Annotated in this window: 17 protein-coding genes; 13 read left to right on the top strand and 4 right to left on the bottom strand. The window is 59.8% G+C overall.

The annotated features are described in order from the left end of the window. Positions 1 to 7 precede the first annotated feature (7 nt). The 4 genes from MKS85_RS26685 (at position 8) to MKS85_RS26670 (ending at position 2394) form a co-directional block, all read left to right on the top strand. A complete protein-coding gene (locus tag MKS85_RS26685; RefSeq protein ID WP_139050398.1) occupies positions 8 to 493 on the top strand; it encodes a flavin reductase family protein in 486 nt (161 codons plus the stop codon). 117 nt (positions 494 to 610) lie between these two features. Continuing rightward, positions 611 to 1000 (top strand): carboxymuconolactone decarboxylase family protein, encoded by a 390-nt coding sequence (locus tag MKS85_RS26680; RefSeq protein ID WP_047226643.1) that lies wholly within the window; start codon positions 611 to 613, stop codon positions 998 to 1000. A gap of 75 nt (positions 1001 to 1075) precedes the next feature. Further along, positions 1076 to 1828, top strand: coding sequence for a GntR family transcriptional regulator (locus MKS85_RS26675; RefSeq protein ID WP_047226617.1), 753 nt, complete (start codon positions 1076 to 1078; stop codon positions 1826 to 1828). A gap of 2 nt (positions 1829 to 1830) precedes the next feature. Next, entirely contained in the window at positions 1831 to 2394 is a 564-nt protein-coding gene (locus MKS85_RS26670) for an NUDIX hydrolase (protein ID WP_047226618.1), read from the top strand. 6 nt (positions 2395 to 2400) lie between these two features. Here MKS85_RS26670 and MKS85_RS26665 read toward each other — a convergent pair whose 3' ends face one another. Then, positions 2401 to 2694: a DUF1330 domain-containing protein gene (locus MKS85_RS26665; RefSeq protein WP_047226619.1), complete on the bottom strand. Its 294-nt coding sequence runs from the start codon at positions 2692 to 2694 to the stop codon at positions 2401 to 2403. Between the two features lie 68 nt (positions 2695 to 2762). Here MKS85_RS26665 and ribBA point away from each other — a divergent pair, with 68 nt between their 5' ends. The 8 genes from ribBA to MKS85_RS26625 all read left to right on the top strand — a co-directional run bounded on the left by ribBA (position 2763) and on the right by MKS85_RS26625 (position 11033). After that, positions 2763 to 3872: a bifunctional 3,4-dihydroxy-2-butanone-4-phosphate synthase/GTP cyclohydrolase II gene (gene ribBA, locus MKS85_RS26660; RefSeq protein WP_076385081.1), complete on the top strand. Its 1110-nt coding sequence runs from the start codon at positions 2763 to 2765 to the stop codon at positions 3870 to 3872. Between the two features lie 349 nt (positions 3873 to 4221). Beyond that, positions 4222 to 5247 carry an ABC transporter substrate-binding protein gene (locus tag MKS85_RS26655; protein WP_047226621.1) on the top strand — a complete coding sequence of 342 codons (1026 nt, stop codon included), beginning with the start codon at positions 4222 to 4224 and terminating at the stop codon, positions 5245 to 5247. Beyond that, positions 5244 to 6179: an ABC transporter permease gene (locus MKS85_RS26650; protein WP_047226622.1), complete on the top strand. Its 936-nt coding sequence runs from the start codon at positions 5244 to 5246 to the stop codon at positions 6177 to 6179. The genes MKS85_RS26655 and MKS85_RS26650 overlap by 4 nt, the downstream gene beginning before the upstream one ends. A 6-nt stretch (positions 6180 to 6185) precedes the next feature. After that, entirely contained in the window at positions 6186 to 6995 is an 810-nt protein-coding gene (locus tag MKS85_RS26645) for an ABC transporter permease (RefSeq protein ID WP_047226623.1), read from the top strand. A gap of 17 nt (positions 6996 to 7012) precedes the next feature. Continuing rightward, a complete protein-coding gene (locus tag MKS85_RS26640) occupies positions 7013 to 8164 on the top strand; it encodes an ABC transporter ATP-binding protein (RefSeq protein ID WP_047226624.1) in 1152 nt (383 codons plus the stop codon). Positions 8165 to 8204: 40 nt separating this feature from the next. Then, positions 8205 to 8690, top strand: coding sequence for a flavin reductase family protein (locus MKS85_RS26635; protein WP_047226625.1), 486 nt, complete (start codon positions 8205 to 8207; stop codon positions 8688 to 8690). A gap of 29 nt (positions 8691 to 8719) precedes the next feature. After that, positions 8720 to 9763 (top strand): LLM class flavin-dependent oxidoreductase, encoded by a 1044-nt coding sequence (locus tag MKS85_RS26630; protein WP_047226626.1) that lies wholly within the window; start codon positions 8720 to 8722, stop codon positions 9761 to 9763. Between the two features lie 262 nt (positions 9764 to 10025). Further along, positions 10026 to 11033: an acyltransferase gene (locus MKS85_RS26625; protein WP_171061381.1), complete on the top strand. Its 1008-nt coding sequence runs from the start codon at positions 10026 to 10028 to the stop codon at positions 11031 to 11033. Positions 11034 to 11101: 68 nt separating this feature from the next. On the opposite strand, the gene MKS85_RS26620 is transcribed toward MKS85_RS26625, so the two are convergent. From MKS85_RS26620 to MKS85_RS26610, 3 genes are all read right to left on the bottom strand, one after another. Further along, on the bottom strand, positions 11102 to 13210 hold the full coding sequence (locus MKS85_RS26620; RefSeq protein ID WP_288910620.1) for a TonB-dependent siderophore receptor: 2109 nt from the start codon (positions 13208 to 13210) through the stop codon (positions 11102 to 11104). Between the two features lie 167 nt (positions 13211 to 13377). Continuing rightward, positions 13378 to 15147, bottom strand: a complete 1770-nt coding sequence (locus MKS85_RS26615; RefSeq protein ID WP_310663169.1) for a sodium:solute symporter family protein — start codon at positions 15145 to 15147, stop codon at positions 13378 to 13380. Positions 15148 to 15158: 11 nt separating this feature from the next. Continuing rightward, on the bottom strand, positions 15159 to 15425 hold the full coding sequence (locus tag MKS85_RS26610) for a DUF4212 domain-containing protein (protein ID WP_047230535.1): 267 nt from the start codon (positions 15423 to 15425) through the stop codon (positions 15159 to 15161). Between the two features lie 247 nt (positions 15426 to 15672). Here MKS85_RS26610 and MKS85_RS26605 point away from each other — a divergent pair, with 247 nt between their 5' ends. Next, on the top strand, positions 15673 to 17469 hold the full coding sequence (locus MKS85_RS26605) for a methyl-accepting chemotaxis protein (RefSeq protein ID WP_047230536.1): 1797 nt from the start codon (positions 15673 to 15675) through the stop codon (positions 17467 to 17469). Positions 17470 to 18359 lie beyond the last annotated feature (890 nt).

Here is an 18359-nt window from a genome sequence, read left to right as displayed (position 1 = left end):
CTGAGAAATGATCGAGCCCGGCATTTACAAAGAAGTCATGAGTTCGTTCCCATCCGGCGTCACGGTGGTGACCACCCTGGACCCAGACGGCAACATCGTCGGCATCACCGCCAGCGCCTTCAGCGCGCTGTCGATCGACCCGGCGCTGGTGCTGTTTTGCCCCAACTACGCCTCCGACACCTACCCGATCCTGCGTGACAGCAAACAGTTCGCGATCCACCTGCTGTCCGCCGACCAGACCGCCGAAGCCTATGCCTTCGCCGGAAAAGGCAAGGACAAGGCCAAGGGTATCGACTGGCACCTGAGCGAGCGCGGTAACCCGCTGCTGAGCAACGCCACCGCCATCATCGAATGTGAACTGTGGCGCGAATACGATGGTGGTGACCACGCGATCATCGTCGGCGCGGTGAAAAACCTGATCCTGCCCGAGCAGCCGGTGACGCCGATGATCTACCACAAAGGCAAGCTCGGCCCACTGCCGGTGCTGGCCTGAGTCTTCCGGGCGCAGATCCAATGTGGGAGCGCCCCATTTTCTCAGGAGCCGGCATGAGCCAAGCAGACGTGCAACTGCACAACCAACCTCTATCGACGATGTTGAGAGCACACCACGATGAGCAACGACAAATATGAACAAGGCCTGAAGATCCGCACCCAAGTGCTGGGCGAGGACTACGTCAACCGCTCCATCGAGAACGCCGACGATTTCACTCGCCCCTTGCAGGAAATGGTCACCGAATACTGCTGGGGCCATGTCTGGGGCCGTGAGGGTTTATCGCTCAAGGAACGCAGCATGATTAATCTGGCCATGATCTCGGCGCTCAATCGTCCGCACGAACTCAAGCTGCATGTGCGTGGCGCCTTGCGTAACGGCCTGAGTCGTGAGCAAATACGCGAAATTCTGCTTCAGGTCGGCATCTATTGCGGCGTCCCTGCTGCCGTAGACAGTTTCCGGCTCGCCCGTGAAGCCTTCGCCGAAGCCGATGCCGAGGCCTCCAGTTAACCCTCGGCTGTTTGATCTGAGCGGGCAAGCCTCTTGCCCCTTCTGCATGGACAGCCACATTACAGAGCGGACCCGATGAAACGCCTGCCACTCGACGACAGCTTCAAGGTCAATCGCAACCCCGTTACCCTGCGCGAAATCGTGCTGGATAAACTGCGAAGCGCCATCATGAATTTCCAGCTTCTGCCGGGAGATCGTCTGGTCGAACGCGATCTGTGCGATCGCCTGGGCGTGAGCCGCACGTCGGTGCGCGAAGCCTTGCGTCACCTCGAATCCGAAGGGCTGGTGGAATTCGCCGATGCCAAGGGCCCACGAGTCGCGATCATCACGTTGGCCGATGCCGGCGACATCTATGAACTGCGCTGTGTACTCGAGGGTTTGATCGTTCAGCTGTTCACCCTGCGGGCCAAGGCCAAGGACATCAAAGCGCTGGAAAAAGCCCTGGAGGAGAACCGCAAGGCCCTCAAGGACGGCGAACTGCAACAGGTCATCGATTCAGTACAGGGCTTCTACGATGTGCTGCTGGAAGGCTCCGGCAACCATGTTGCCGCCACTCAGTTGCGCCAGTTGCAGGCCCGGATCAGCTATCTGCGGGCGACCTCGGTGTCCCAGCAGAACCGTCGCGGTAGCAGCAACCAGGAAATGGAACGCATGGTCGAGGCAATCAAGAGTGGCGATCCGCTGGCCGCCCACCAGGCTTGTGTCGACCATGTGCGCGCCGCCGCCAAGGTCGCCCTGGAGTACCTCAAGCGCCAGCAGGAAGAAACCGGCGACATCCCTGAAATCACGGCGCCCATCGCCCTCAAAGAACCTCGCATAGGTCGCTGATCATGTTCAGCCCCAGCTTTTGTCCAAGGTGCGGCGGCAGCGACTTGAGTCACCGCCTGCCAGCGGGCGATACCCACGAACGCCTGATGTGCGGTGGCTGTGGCTATATCCATTATGTGAATCCGAAGATCATTGCCGGCTGCATCATCGAGCAGGACGGCAAGTACCTGCTGTGCCAGCGCGCAATTCCTCCGCGCCCCGGCACCTGGACGCTGCCGGCGGGCTTCATGGAGGGCGGTGAGACCACCGAGCAGGCGGCACTGCGCGAAGTCTGGGAAGAGACCGGCGTTCGCGCGGACATTCTCTCGCCCTACTCGATCTTCAGCGTGCCGAAAATCAGCGAGGTGTACATCATCTTTCGCGCCATCGCGCTGGAGATCACTGGCCAGTTCGGCCCGGAAACCCTCGCTTGCCAGTTCTTCGCCCCTGAAGATATTCCGTGGGACAGTATTTACTACCCGGCCATCCGCCAGATCCTCGAACGCTACATCGAGGAACGCCAGGCCGGGGTCTACGGCATCTACATTGGCAACGACGACAGCGGCAAGATTCATTTCATCCGCTGACAGGCCTCAGGGCGCAATACCCTCGACGATGATCACCTCAGCCTTGGCTACGTCCAGGCGATAGCGCTTGGCCGCCTGATACTGCTGCGAGTGATAACAGGCCAGCGCCTGCTCGTAAGAATCGAACTCGATCACCACGCTGCGTTGCGGCGTGGCCCTGCCTTCCATCGCCTTGCTACGCCCGCCCCGGGCCAGCATCCGTCCGCCATACAGAGCAAACGCCGCTGGCGCCCGCTGGGTGTATTGGCTGTATTGATCGGGGTCGGTGACATCTACATGAGCAATCCAGTACGCCTTCATAGTGACCTCTCGGTTTATTTTGTATTATGGTATACCAGGTATTTTAACCTGACACCGAGAATTCCAGCATGGCCTTCAACAGCATCGAAGAAATCATCGAAGACTACCGACAAGGCAAGATGGTGCTCCTGGTTGACGACGAGGATCGGGAGAACGAAGGCGACCTGTTGCTGGCCGCCGACCGCTGCAGCGCCGAAGCCATCAGCTTCATGGCTCGCGAAGCGCGCGGATTGATCTGCCTGACCTTGACCGACGAACACTGTCAGCGCTTGGGCCTGGAGCAAATGGTGCCCAGCAATGGCAGTGTCTTCAGCACCGCCTTCACCATATCCATCGAGGCGGCCGTTGGCGTGACTACCGGCATATCTGCTGCCGACCGCGCGCGCACCGTTGCCGCGGCGGTCGCTGTCGGCGCCGGTCCCACAGACCTGGTGCAGCCGGGCCATATCTTTCCGTTGCGCGCCAAGGAAGGTGGCGTGCTGACCCGCGCCGGTCACACCGAAGCCGGTTGCGACCTGGCGCGCCTGGCAGGCTTCACACCGGCGTCGGTGATCGTCGAAGTGATGAACGACGACGGCACCATGGCCCGCCGTCCTGACCTTGAGATTTTTGCCCACAGGCACGGGATCAAGATCGGCACCATCGCCGACCTGATCCACTACCGCTTGAGCACCGAGCACACCGTGGTGCGCATCGGTGAACGCGAATTGCCCACGGTGCACGGTACCTTTCGCTTATTCACCTTCGAAGACCGCATCGAAGGCGGCGTGCACATGGCGATGGTGATGGGCGATATTCGCCGGGAAGAACCGACCTTGGTGCGAGTGCACGTGATCGACCCGCTGCGGGACCTGGTGGGTGCCGAATACAACGGGCCTTCCAATTGGACGCTGTGGGCGGCCCTGCAACGGGTCGCCGAAGAAGGCTGCGGCGTGGTGGTCGTACTGGCCAATCACGAATCGTCCCAGGCGTTGCTCGAGCGCGTACCGCAGCTGACCCAGCCGCCACGCCAGTTCAGCCGGTCGCAATCACGCATCTATTCTGAAGTAGGCACCGGTGCGCAGATTCTCCAGGACCTGGGCGTCGGCAAGTTGCGGCACCTGGGGCCGCCGCTCAAATACGCGGGGTTGACGGGGTATGACCTGGAGGTGGTGGAGAGTATTCCCTTTACCGGATAAGCATGAGGCATCACCGTCCTCTGTGGGAGCGAGCCTGCTCGCGATAGCGGTAGACCTATCGGTCTCAAATGTTGACTGACACACCGCTATCGCGAGCAGGCTCGCTCCCACAGAGAGTGCAAAAAATCCCGGCCAGACAGATAGCCGGTACGGCAAAATGCTTGCAGAAAGTTTGGAATACCATAATATGATATTCCATAGACCGACCACTCCAGCCAAGTGCGCCCAGCGGGCAAGCACACAAAACCAGCCCTTGGCCCGGTCGCCTGCAAGGCCAGATGGACCTGAAGCTCCCGATAAGCGGGTAAACACAAGCCCGCTCAATAAACACAACAATGAGGGCGTGAAAATGGTGTTGAAGAAAAGTGCAGCCGCAATTTTTTTTGCAGGTCTGCTGAGCGTTACCAGCCAGGCATCGATGGCGGCCGAAAGCATCAACTTCGTCAGTTGGGGCGGCAGCACCCAGGACGCCCAGAAGCAGGCTTGGGCCGCCCCGTTCAGCAAGGCCAGCGGCATCACCGTGGTCCAGGATGGTCCGACCGACTACGGCAAACTCAAGGCCATGGTCGAAAGCGGTAACGTGCAGTGGGACGTGGTAGATGTCGAAGCTGACTTCGCCTTGCGCGCCGCCGCTGAGGGTTTGCTCGAACCCCTGGACTTCTCGGTCATCGAACGCGACAAGATCGATCCACGCTTCGTGTCCGATCACGGCGTCGGCTCGTTCTACTTCTCGTTCGTCCTCGGCTACAACGAAGACAAGCTCGGTTCCGGTAAACCTGAGGACTGGTCCGCGCTGTTCGACACCAAGACCTACCCTGGCAAACGCGCCCTGTACAAGTGGCCAAGCCCTGGCGTGCTTGAACTGGCTCTGCTGGCCGACGGCGTTGCAGCGGACAAGCTTTACCCGCTGGACCTGGACCGCGCCTTCAAAAAACTCGACACCATCAAAAAAGACATCGTCTGGTGGGGCGGCGGTGCCCAGTCCCAGCAACTGCTTGCCTCCGGCGAAGCCAGCATCGGGCAGTTCTGGAACGGCCGGATCTATGCGCTGCAGCAGGACGACGCCCCCGTCGGCGTAAGCTGGAAACAAAACCTGGTCATGGCCGACATCCTGGTCATTCCAAAAGGCTCGAAAAACAAGGCCGCAGCCATGAAGTTCCTGGCCAACGCCAGCAGCGCCAAGGGCCAGGCGGACTTTTCCAACCTGACCGCTTACGCGCCGGTCAACGTCGACAGCATCGCACGCCTGGATTCGGTGCTCGCTCCCAACTTGCCGACCGCCCACGCCAAGGATCAGATCACACTTGATTACGCGTACTGGGCCAAGAACGGTCAGGACATCGCGACACGGTGGAACGAATGGCTGGTGAAATGAAAATTTCGGCAACGGCAACTCCTCGCACCGGGAGCGCCCCTGGCGCTGCCGGCGCGGCAACCGCCAAGGCAGCGATGGTCGCGCAAACGCCGTCGCTGGCACAGCGCTGGCGCGGGGCCGGCAATCTGCTCCCCGCCCTGCTGTTCCTGGGCCTGTTCTTCCTGGCGCCGTTGATTGGGTTGCTGCTGCGTGGCGTGCTGGAACCGGTGCCCGGGCTGGGCAACTACGAGCAATTGTTCGCCAATTCGGCCTATGCAAGGGTGTTGTTCAACACCTTTTCGGTAGCCGGGCTGGTGACGCTGTTCAGCCTGTTGCTGGGCTTCCCCCTGGCCTGGGCCATCACCCTGGTGCCTCGAGGCTGGGGCCGCTGGATGCTGAACATTGTCTTGCTGTCGATGTGGACCAGCCTGCTGGCCCGTACTTATTCCTGGCTGGTGCTGCTGCAAGCCTCCGGGGTGATCAACAAGACGCTGATGGCGCTGGGCATCATCGACCAACCGCTGGAGATGGTGCACAACCTCACCGGCGTGGTCATCGGCATGAGCTACATCATGATCCCATTCATTGTCCTGCCGTTACAGGCGACCATGCAGGCCATCGACCCGATGATCCTGCAAGCCGGCTCCATCTGCGGCGCTAGCCCGTGGACCAACTTCTTCCGGGTGTTCCTGCCGCTGTGCCGGCCGGGTCTGTTCTCCGGCGGGTTGATGGTGTTCGTGATGTCGCTCGGTTACTACGTGACCCCGGCGTTGCTGGGCGGTGCGCAGAACATGATGCTGCCCGAATTCATCATCCAGCAGGTGCAGTCGTTCCTCAACTGGGGCCTGGCCAGTGCCGGCGCTGCCTTGTTGGTGGTGATCACCCTGGTGTTGTTCTACTTCTACCTGAAGCTCCAGCCGGAATCCCCGGTGGGTGCCAGCAACGCGAGGTAAGCCGTCATGCTCCTGACCCCCAATGCCATGAGCCGGCGCATGCGGTTCGGTCTGTACTTCACCACTGGCCTGATTGCGCTGTTCCTGCTGTTGCCGATCGTGTTCATCGTGCTGCTGTCGTTCGGTTCGTCCCAGTGGCTGGTCTTCCCGCCACCGGGCTGGACATTGAAATGGTACGGCCAGTTTTTCTCCAATCCCGACTGGATGAGCTCGGCATTGACCAGCCTCAAGGTCGCGGTACTGACCACCGTCTGCGCTGTCGCCCTGGGCCTGCCGACCGCATTTGCCCTTGTACGTGGACGCTTCCCCGGCCGGGAAATGCTCTACGGCCTGTTCACCCTGCCGATGATCGTGCCACTGGTGATCATCGCAGTGGCGGTGTACGCGCTGTTTCTCAAACTCGGCTACACCGGCACGATGTTCGCGTTCGTGGTCAGCCACGTCATCGTCGCGCTGCCGTTCACCATCATTTCGATCATCAATTCGTTGAAGCTGTTCGACCAGTCCATTGAGGACGCTGCGGTGATCTGCGGCGCCTCACGCCTGCAAGCGGTGTTCAAGGTGACCTTCCCGGCGATCCGCCCAGGCATGGTCGCCGGTGCCCTGTTCGCGTTCCTGGTGTCGTGGGACGAGGTGGTGCTGAGCGTCATGATGGCCAGCCCGACCTTGCAAACCCTGCCAGTAAAGATGTGGACCACCCTGCGCCAGGACCTGACGCCTGTGATCGCCGTCGCTTCGACGCTGCTGATCGGCCTCTCGGTTTTGGTGATGGTGATCGCCGCCGCCCTGCGCCGGCGCAATGAAATCAGCGCCTGAGCGCCTAGGAGAACACGATGAGTGCCGTCAAAGACCCCGCACAACAGAACAACAAGACTCTGGTCAGCCTGCGCAACCTGAACAAGCACTACGGCGACTTTGCTGCCGTGGACGACATCTCCCTGGACATCCAGGACGGTGAATTCCTGACTTTTCTGGGCTCCAGCGGCTCGGGCAAAAGTACCACGCTGTCGATGCTGGCCGGGTTCGAGACCCCCAGCAGTGGCGAGATCCTGGTGGACGGCAAATCCCTGGTAAACGTTCCACCCCACAAACGCGACATCGGCATGGTGTTCCAACGGTATTCGCTGTTCCCGCATTTGTCGGTGCGTGACAACATTGCCTTCCCGCTGGCGATCCGCAAACTGGCCGCTGCTGAACGTGATCGTCGCGTCGACGCCATGCTCAAGCTGGTGCAGCTTGAGCAATTTGCCCACCGCCGCCCTTCGCAACTGTCCGGCGGCCAGCAGCAGCGCGTGGCGATTGCCCGGGCGCTGGTCTACGAACCACGCATTTTGTTGATGGACGAGCCTCTCGGCGCCTTGGACAAAAAGCTTCGCGAAGACCTGCAGGATGAACTGCGTCAGTTGCATCGTCGCCTGGGCATCACCATCGTCTACGTCACGCACGACCAGGAAGAAGCCATGCGCCTGTCCCAACGCATTGCCATCTTCAGCCACGGCAAGATCGTCGGCCTGGGCAGCGGCTACGACCTCTATCAGAACCCGCCGAATGCCTTTGTCGCCTCGTTTCTAGGCAATTCCAACTTTCTCAAGCTCAAGGCCCAGGGCAACGCGGTGGCGACGTTTGAAGACCAGTCCTTGTCTATTCGCCTGACCGCCGGTCTGCAAAGCGATCAGGCTGTATTGCTGATGGTGCGCCCGGAAAAAGCCTTGGCCCTGAGCGTCGAACAAGCCGCCCAGGAGCCCTTGGCGGCCGGCTGGAATGAGGTCTCGGCCAAGGTCGTCGAGGTGCTGTTTCTCGGTGAGAGCCAGACCTGCAGCGTGGTGACTTCGGGCGGCACTGCCATGACGGTCAAAGCGCTTTCCGCCGCCGGCATGCCCCTCAAGACCGGCGACCCGGTGCGCGTGCGCTGGGCCACGACCGATGCGTGCGTCTACACCCAATGGGCCGAAAGCGACCTCAACAAGGCCGCCGGGGCTCATTGAGGAACCGCGTCATAACCGAATTGCGTACGAGGACTGCTAAATGATCGATGCCAGCGTTTACAAACAAGTCATGGGCTCGTTTCCGTCCGGTGTGACAGTGATCACCACACTTGATGACGACGGGCACATCGTGGGCCTCACCGCCAGTGCCTTCAGCTCATTGTCGATGGAGCCGGCCCTGGTGCTGTTTTGCCCCAACTACAGCTCCGATTCCTATCCGGTGCTGATCAAGAACAAGCGCTTCGCCATTCACCTGCTCTCCGGTGGGCAACAGAACGAAGCCTACGCATTCGCCCGCAAAGGCAAGGACAAGGCCCAGGGCATCGAATGGACCCTGAGCGAGTTGGGTAACCCGCTGCTGAGCAACGCCACCGCCATCATCGAATGTGAACTGTGGCGCGAATACGAAGGCGGCGACCACGCCATTATGGTCGGGGCCGTGAAGAACCTGATCGTGCCGCAACACACACCAGGGCCGCTGGTTTACTGCCACGGCAAGATGGGCGCCCTGCCCGTCCTCGCCTGAACCGATCGCCAACCATAAGAGAAAGCGCCATGAAATTTTCCCTGTTCGTACACATGGAGCGCTGGGACGAAAGCGTCAGCCATCGCCAGTTGTTCGAAAACCTGAGCGAGCTGACCCTGATGGCCGAGGCCGGCGGTTTCAGCACCGTGTGGATCGGCGAGCACCACGCCATGGAGTACACCATCTCGCCAAGCCCGATGCCATTGCTGGCGTACCTGGCCGGCAAGACCACCACGATTCACCTGGGCGCAGGCACCATCATCGCGCCGTTCTGGCACCCGCTGCGGGTGGCCGGCGAATGTGCGCTGCTGGATGTGATCAGCAATGGCCGCATGGAAGTCGGTCTGGCCCGGGGCGCCTATCAAGTGGAATTCGACCGCATGGCGGGCGGCATGCCCGCCTCCTCCGGCGGTCAGGCTCTGCGGGAAATGGTCCCGGTGGTGCGTGCCCTGTGGCAAGGCGACTACGCCCATGACGGCGAAATCTGGAAATTCCCCACCTCCACCAGCGTGCCCAAGCCGATTCGCAAACCCCACCCACCGATGTGGATCGCCGCCCGCGACCCGGATTCCCACAACTTTGCCGTCGCCAATGGCTGCAACGTCATGGTTACGCCGCTGATGAAGGGTGATGAAGAAGTCCTGGACCTGAAGAACAAGTTCCAGGCTGCCCTGGACAACAACCCTGACGTGCCGCGTCCACAACTGATGGTGCTGCGTCACACCCACGTGCATGCCGCCGACGATCCCGAAGGCTGGAAAATCGGCGCCCAGGCAATCTCCAAGTTCTACCGCACCTTCGATGCCTGGTTCGGCAACAAGCAAGTTCCGGTCAACGGCTTTCTGGCACCAAGCCCGGAAGAAAAATTCGCCGAGCGTCCGGAGTTCCAGTTGGAGAACATTCGCAAGAACACCATGATCGGCACCCCGCAGCAGATCATCGAACGGATCAAGTATTACCAGGATCTGGGCGTGGATGAGTTCAGCTTCTGGTGCGACAACAGCCTGTCCCATGCCGAGAAGAAGAAGTCCCTGGAGCTGTTTATCCAGCAGGTGGTGCCGGCCTTCAATTGATATCCAACCCTGGAACCCACGGGGTCAGTTCCACCGCCATCGCGAGCAGGCTCGCTCCCACAGGGGCGCTATGGCGTTCACATAATGAGTGAACACCCGCGGCCAATGTGGGAGCGAGCCTGCTCGCGATGGCGGCCTGACTGAGACAACGATGTCATATCTGCCAAATTCCCCCACTTCCCCGTCGCCGCCCCGCAAACCTCTGTTCAGCGCCGATAAACCCCAATAACTTAACCGTTCAACGGATCAACTCTGATTAAGGATGATGGGCGTGGGGAGTTATCGGTTGCTGCTGGCCATGCTCGTGGCGATTTCCCACATGGGCGTGATGTTCGTAGGCTTCAACCCCGGCGTTGTTGCCGTGGTGTCGTTTCTGATTATCAGCGGTTTTGTGATGACGCCCTTGATCGACAGGAGCTACAACGTCCCAGGGAAAATCGGCCTGTTCTACCTTGACCGATTGTTGAGACTTTACCCGCAGTTCCTTCTGTATTTCGTCCTCTCCTGCGCGGTGATCCATTTCCTGCTGCCGGGCACGCCACAGGCGGCGGCGCTGACAATCGAAAACATCGCCACCAGCCTGCCCATCGTGCCGCTGGGTTTCTATATGTTCGGCATCACTGTGCCGGAGATCCTGCCACCTGGCTGGTCTCTGGGGCTGGAGATGTGCTTTTACCTGCTGATCCCGTTTCTGATCCTTTATAAGGCCCGAGGCATTGCGTTCGCGGTGTCCGTAACGGTTTTCCTGGTCGCCTCGCTGGGCTACGTCAACACCGACATCTACGGCTACCGTCTACTGCCGGGCGTGTTGTTCATCTTCCTGTGCGGCAGCTACCTGTACCACGCCCAGCCCAAAGGACTATGGGTCGCCTCCATCACCACGGTCGTGGCAGCGATAATGTTCCTGGCCATTGTTGTCGGGTTCATTCCCCGCCGCCCCTTCAACGCAGAAGTAACCTTGGGCATAGTCTTGGGTGTGCCGGCGGTGCATGTGCTCAGCAGGCTCAAGCATCACTGGATGGATGAGTTTCTGGGGAATATCAGCTATGGCGTGTTCCTCAACCATTTTGTGGTGATGTACGTGTTGCGGGCGTTCTGGCCGGTTGAGTACAGCGCCCTGATGATTACACTGGTGCTGGTGTTGTCGCTGGCATTGAGTGGCTTGTCGTATTACTGCGTTGAGCGACCGGCGCTGAAGCTGCGCCACGCGTTGAGGGCGGGCGCTAAACGTGAGATCGCACAGATACCCGTGGGCCGCACACCGGCGTAGCCGCTGACCCCGAATAAAAAAATGCCCGGATTAGTTTCCGGGCATTTTTTGTTTTCAGAACAGCGCACTCAGAACGTCACGCTGGCACTCAGGCGGGCGGTACGCGGTTCGCCGACATTGACCTGCACTTCGCTGCCGGTGGAAGACGGGTAGTAGTGTTTATCGAACAGGTTGTCCACGTTCACCTGCAACGAGGTCTTGTGCCCCAATACCGGTGACTCCCAGCGCAGGAAGGCGTCGGCCACGGTGTAGCTGCTGAGCCAGAAACCGTTGGCGGCATTCGCGGCGCGCTCTCCAACATAACGCGCACCGGCGCCGGCGTGCCACGCGCCGAATTCAGCGGGCACGTTCAGATGGTGGGTCAGGTACAGGCTGGCGGTGTGCTTGGGTGCGTCGGGCAGGCGATGACCTTCGTTTTTCGGGTCATCCAATATCTCGGTATGGGTGTAGGCGTAAGTGCCTATCAAGTCCCAACGGTCGGCCAGGCGACCGGTGATGTCCAACTCCAGGCCTTGGGAGCCAACTTTGCCGGCGGCTTCGGAGACGTCGTCAACAGTGGTCACCACGTTCTTTTTAACGATGTCGAACAGGGCGAGGTTGATGTTCAAGCCTGGCAATGGATCGTACTTGGCGCCGATTTCATAGCTGCGGCCCTCTTCCGGTTTGAAGGTGGCAAGGTTTTTATCGACGGTATCGTTAGGCTTGAACGACCGGCTGTAGTTGCCATAAAGCGACAGTTCCTCGGTGGCTTTATAGACGAGGCCCAGGAATGGGACAAAGGCATCGCCGTTATCGTCACGAACGTGGACGCGCGTGAGCATGCCTTGGTCGGCGTATTGATCGTAATGCTGGTAACGGCCCCCAAAGACCAGGATCCAGCGGTCATCCAGATGCCAGTTGTCCTTGAGATACACCGAACTGGAAGTCAGCTTGTTGCTCAAGTTGCTTTGCGGCGCATTTACCGTGCTTGGCTCCCCCAGACCACCGTACACCGGTGCCGCAGGGTCAAAGCCTGATTGATAAGCTCCGCGATAGGTTTTGCCACGGAATTGATCGGACACCTGATTGTCGACACCGATCAACAGGTCATGACGCTGGCCGAACAGTTCCTGCTTGCCCATGAAATCCCAACTGGCGTAGCGGGTTTCATCGTCATAGTGCGCGCCGTTGGCGGCACGCTGGAAAACTCCGTTCGACAGCCGCGGCTGCGCAATCGAAAGACTATACCGATCATTGTTCCAGCCATAGGTCACGCGGGTCTTCCACGCTTCACTCAGCTCATACTCAAACCGCGCTGTCGCCGTTTCGCGAATCCCCACGCTTTTGGCCCAAGGCTCATCAAGGCGCTTGTTGTAGTCAATGTCGGCCGGATGCCCGTCGGTGAATACGGTGCCGCGGTCGAAGGGATTGGAATATTCGTTGTACTCATAACTGAGGTTCAACGAGGCCCGCTCACCCGTCCAGGCCAGGGACGGCGCCACCAGCGTGCTCTCGTTGACGCCATAGTTGCGCCAATAATCCTCATGCCCACGCTCGGCAATCAACCGATACGCCAGGCCGGTATCGCCCAGCGGTCCGGTGGTATCCAGGGCCATGGTGCCGCCACCTTCGCTGTAGGCCGAGCCGCTCAGCGTCGTGCTCTGGGTGTATTCGGGTTTCTTGCTGATGATGTTGACCAGGCCGCCGGGCTCCAGCGCGCCGTATAACATCGAGGCCGGGCCCTTGAGCACTTCGACCCGCTCGGTGGTGGCGCTGAAGTTGCGTCCCAGGTTCGAACGCACACCATCGCGCAGGATCGAGCCGTCATCGTTGGTGCCGAAACCGCGCTTGACCAACGAATCCCGCGAACCGCCCAGGGTATTGCCCTGGCTGACGCCGCTGACAAATTTCATCGCATCGCCCAGCGAGCGCACCTGATAGTCCGCCAGGGTCTGCCGGGTCACCACGTTGATCGACTGCGCCTCTTCCTTGATCGGTACATCGCTTTTGCTCGCGGTGCTGGCTTGCGACGCCGTGTACCCTTCGTCCTGAGTGATGCGACTGCCCTGGATATCCGTGGTTGGCAGTTCGAGAATGTCCTGCGCCCACAAAGGGCTTGCGATGAAACAGCAGGACAGCGTTGGCAACACGCGTTTGAAAAAGGCGTTGCGGGTAGCGAGAGGGGTGGAACGATTCAAGACGCAGCACTCACAGAGGGATGTTAATGAGAGAGAATATACTTTGAGAATGATTCCCAGTAAATATTTCTAACGCTTTCCCGCTTGACCCGCGCAAAAAAAAAGACGCCGGATCACTCCGGCGCCTTTGTTCGTTTCCCACCCCTGTTATCAGGGCTTACCGCACATCAATGATCGATGGCCGCACCCGCCCCCCTTGGAACCCGGATATCTTCCACCAGGTGCTGAATGTGCTCCGGCGGCGGCGCGGTAAAGCGTGACACCACCACCGCGGCTACGAAGTTGAAGAGCATCCCCAGGGTGCCGATGCCTTCGGGCGATACGCCCAGCCACCAGTGCTCGGCAGTGTTCATCGCCGGATTGATGAATTTGAAGTAGACGATGTAGGTGAATGTAAACGTCAGCCCCACAATCATCCCGGCGATCGCGCCTTCGCGGTTCATGCGTTTGGAGAAGATCCCCATGACAATCACCGGGAAGAACGAGGACGCCGCCAGTCCAAAGGCGAACGCCACCACCTGGGCCACGAATGCCGGCGGGTAGATGCCGAACAACCCGGCGATCAGTACCGCCACGCCAGCGGCGATCCGGGCGGCCAGCAACTCTTGCTTTTCAGTGATCCTGGGCATGATGTTGCTTTTGAGCAGGTCATGGGAGACCGATGTGGAAATCACCAGCAGCAACCCCGCTGCCGTCGACAGCGCCGCCGCCAGGCCACCGGCGGCAATCAGGGCGATGACCCAGCCTGGCAACCCGGCAATCTCCGGGTTGGCCAGAACCATGATGTCGTTGTCGACATACAGTTCGTTGGCCACTGGTGAAACCTGGTTGCTCAGCAGTCGCTGCTCGTTCGCTCCGCGTTCACCCGTGAAGCTCGGCGTGCCGACCAGGGCTGCCCCCGGGCCATACTGGATGATGCCGTCATTGTTTTTGTCCGCCCAGGCGATCAGCCCCGAATTTTCCCAGGTCTTGAACCAGGCTGGCGCTGTGGCGTAGCTGACGTTGGGGATCGAGGTCAGCAGGTTGGTGCGCGCGAAAGCCGCCACGGCCGGTGCGGTGGTGTAGAGGATGGCGATGAACAGCAGTGCGTAACCTGCTGACTTGCGCGCATCACGCACTGTCGGGGTGGTGAAGAAACGCACGATCACATGAGGCAGGCCCGCAGTCCCGACCATCAGCGCCATGGTGATGAAAAACACGTCGGTGGTCGATTTGGTGCCGTCGGTATAGGCCGTGAAACCCAGTTCCGCACCCAGCCCGTTGAGCCGCTCGATCACACTCTGGCCGGAGCCGGTGACCTCGCTGATGAAGCCCAGTTGCGGGATCGGATTACCGGTGATCATGATCGAGATGTAGATCGCCGGCACCATGTAGGCAAAAATCATCACGCAGTACTGCGCCACCTGCGTGTAGGTGATGCCCTTCATGCCGCCCAGCACGGAATAGAAGAACACGATGGCCATACCGATCATCACGCCGGTATTGATATCCACTTCCAGGTAACGGGAGAACACGATGCCCACACCGCGCATCTGCCCTGCCACATACGTGAAGGAAATGAAGATCACGCAGATCACCGCCACCACCCGCGCCGTCTGCGAGTAGTAACGCGCGCCGACGAACTCCGGGACGGTGAACTTGCCGAACTTGCGCAGATACGGCGCCAGACACATCGCCAGCAGCACATAGCCGCCGGTCCAGCCCATCAGGTAGACCGAGCCGTCATAGCCGGCGAAGGCGATGATCCCGGCCATGGAGATGAACGAGGCGGCCGACATCCAGTCGGCCCCGGTGGCCATGCCGTTGAGTACCGGGTGCACGCCTTTGCTGGCGACGTAGTACTCGCTGGTGGAGCCGGCGCGCGTCCAGATGGCAATGGCGATATAAAGCGCAAAGGACGCACCGACGAACAGGTAGATCAGGGTTTGGGTATCCATGCTCGTCGGCCTCAGTCTTCGTGGACGTCATATTTGCGATCGAGCTGATTCATCTTCCAGACATAGAAGAAGATCTCGAGCACAAAGACATAGATGGACCCCTGCTGGGCAAACCAGAATCCCAGGGGCGTACCGAAGAAGCTGATGGTGTTGAGCTGGTCAACCAGCAAAATGCCAAAGCCGAACGACACCAAGAACCAGATTGCCAGCAATACCAGCATCCAGCGCAGGTTCTCCGTCCAGTAGGCACGCGCAGCCTGTTGCTTTTGAGTGGACATGGAAATCAACTCCCGTTGTTTTTATTGTTTTCCACTCAAACCGTAGCAGTCGCTGGGCAGAGCGCTAGTACGACTTTCGTCTACCTTCGCCACTCTGGATATTGACATCCGCGTTCCCTCACCTACTGGGACGGGTTAAAGATCGCGGAAACCGCCGCAGTGATATCAAATCGCCCATTTCCCTAAAGCTTTGCCGTGCGCGGTCGAATGTATGCAATCAAAGTGATTTTTTACCCGGGAGCAACGGATGCAGACGCTAAAGGCCTTGTACGAGTCTATCGAGATGCAGTTTTTCGATACGCTCACCAAAAAGCTGTCGAGCCTTTTCCTGCTGGTCGTGGTCAGTGGCTTGCTTTACTGGGTGGCAGTCAGTGCCCGCGCCGACATTGTGCTGCAGTTGCACACTGCGCAACTGGACCCCGCGCTGCTGGGGCAAGTCGAAGGCCGGCTCGACAGCCTCACCCATGCCCTGCTCTTCGGCGCGCTGCTGACGCTGTGCATGATCAGCTTCATGGTCTGGTACTTTCGCCACCTCATCGTGCGCCCCGTCACGGCCATGACCAAGGCGCTCGAGGAGATCGCCAGCGGCGAAGGCGACCTGTCCAAAGACCTGCCTCTGGTGACCCACGACGAAATCCGCGTGCTGGCCGACACTTGCAACCGCTTCCTGGCCAAGCAGCGGGAGATCATCAGTAATGTCCAGGCGCTGACCGTGCACATTGCGGTCGAATCGGCGCGTTCGTTGAAAAACATCAGCGACTCCAGCGACAGCGCTACTCACCAGGCCCGCTTCGCCAAGGAAGTGATGGACCAGAGCAACACCGCCGTGGGTCGCATCGAAGAAGTCTCGCGCCAGACTCAGGGCATTTCCAGCACCACTGCGCAGAACCTGAGCATGGCTCGCGACTCCTATGCAGAATTGCTGGAAGTGACGGGCAACATCAGTGAAATCTCCAGCAGCCTCAATGAATTCGCCACGCTGGTAGGCGCCCTGAACCAACGTTCTTCGAGCATCAAGTCCATCGTTGGGCTGATCCAGCAGATCTCTGCCCAAACCAACTTGCTGGCCCTCAACGCGGCCATCGAAGCCGCCCGGGCCGGTGAAAGCGGTCGGGGGTTTGCCGTGGTGGCCGATGAGGTGCGCACCTTGGCGCAGAATGTCAGCCGGGCTACCGACGACATCTCACGAAACATCGACGCCATGCTCGAAGAAGTCAGTTCCACACATGAACAGACCAACCAGATCAGCCACAGCGCCCGGGAAACCCAGAAAGTCGTGGAGCGTGCCTCGGGCCATTTCGAAAGCATGATCGGCGACTTCGAATCCACCAATGGCAAGTTGGCCGATATCGCGTCCCATATCCAGCTTTTCGCCGAATCCAACACGGGTATCAACGAACGGGTTACGCAGATCCATGCCGACAGCCAGTCGATTGACCAGCGCATGCAGCATTCGGCAACGGCTACCCGTGACTTGTCCGGTGTCGCTGAAAAGGTCCAGGCATTGTTGGGCCGGTTCGTGCTCGGCCATGGCAAGCTGGATGCCGCCATCACCCGGGCCAGCCAGTGCCGCGACGGCCTCCAGGTCCAATTGGAGGCGCTGCAGCAGGATGGCCTCAACCTGTTCGATCAGAACTACCAACTGATCCCCGGCACCGATCCCAAGCAATACATGACCAGCTACACCGAGCGTTTTGCCCAAGTCTGCCAGGAAGAATGCGACAAACTCACCCGCAGCACCCCGGGCGGCAAAGTCTCATTCATCGTCGACACCAAGGGTTATTGCCCAGTGAACAACAGCTGGGTTTCGAAACAACCGACCGGTGACCGCGCCGTCGACCTGCCGGTGTGCCGCAACAAGCGCATCTTCAACGACCCGATCGGCCTGCGCGCGGCGGGCAACACCCAACGCTTCCTGCTCCAGACCTACCTGCGCGATACCGGGGAAATCATGACCGAGATCGACGTACCGTTCTTCTTCGGCGGCCGCCATTGGGGCAATTTGCGGGTCGGGTTCGATGCAGCGGTGCTGTTGGCAGAGTGATGCATTGCACCTGGCTCGGTGCTGATGCACATCCCGAGACCACCCCAAAACAACGGTGGGAGCAAGCCTGCTCGCGAAAGCGGTGGGTCAGCAAACATACATGCTGCTGACCTGACGCCATCGCGAGCAGGCTCGCTCCCACAAGGGTTCTGTGGTGATGCAAATCCCGAGGCCGCCCCAAAACAACTGTGGGAGCGGTGGTGTATGCAAATCCCGAGGCTGCCCCAAAATAACTGTGGGAGCGGGCTTGCTCGCGAAAGCGGTGGATCAGCAAACATCAATGCTGCTGACCTGATGCCATCGCGAGCAGGCTCGCTCCCACACGGGTTCTGTGGTGATGCAAATCCCGAGGCCGCCCCAAAACAACTGGGGGAGCGAGCCTGCTCGCGAAAGCGGTGGATCAGCAAACCTCAATGCTGCTGACCTGAGGCCATCGCGAGCAGGCTCGCTCCCACAAGGGGATCGGTGGTGTATGCAAATCCCGAGGCCGCCCCAAAACAACTGTGGGAGCGAGCCTGCTCGCGAAAGCGGTGGATCAGCAAACATCAATGCTGCTGACCTGATGCCATCGCGAGCAGGCTCGCTCCCACAAGGGGATCGGTGGTGTATGCAAATCCCGAGGCCGCCCCAAAACAACTGGGGGAGCGAGCCTGCTCGCGAAAGCGGTGGATCAGCAAACATCACTGCTGCTGACCTGATGCCATCGCGAGCAGGCTCGCTCCCACAAGGGGTCTGTGGTGTATGCGAACCCAAGGCCACCCCAAAACAACTGTGCGAGCGAGCTTGCTCGCGATGGCGGTGGGTCAGTCAACATCATCGTAACTGACCCTACGCCTTCGCGAACAAGCCCGCTCCCACAGGGTTACCTCATCAACCTGAAATCAGTTGAT

It is taken from the genome of Pseudomonas sp. JL2 (genome assembly GCF_031570495.1).
Taxonomy (GTDB): Bacteria; Pseudomonadota; Gammaproteobacteria; order Pseudomonadales; family Pseudomonadaceae; genus Aquipseudomonas; species Aquipseudomonas rhizophila.
This window is presented reverse-complemented; position numbering and strand designations above follow the sequence as displayed.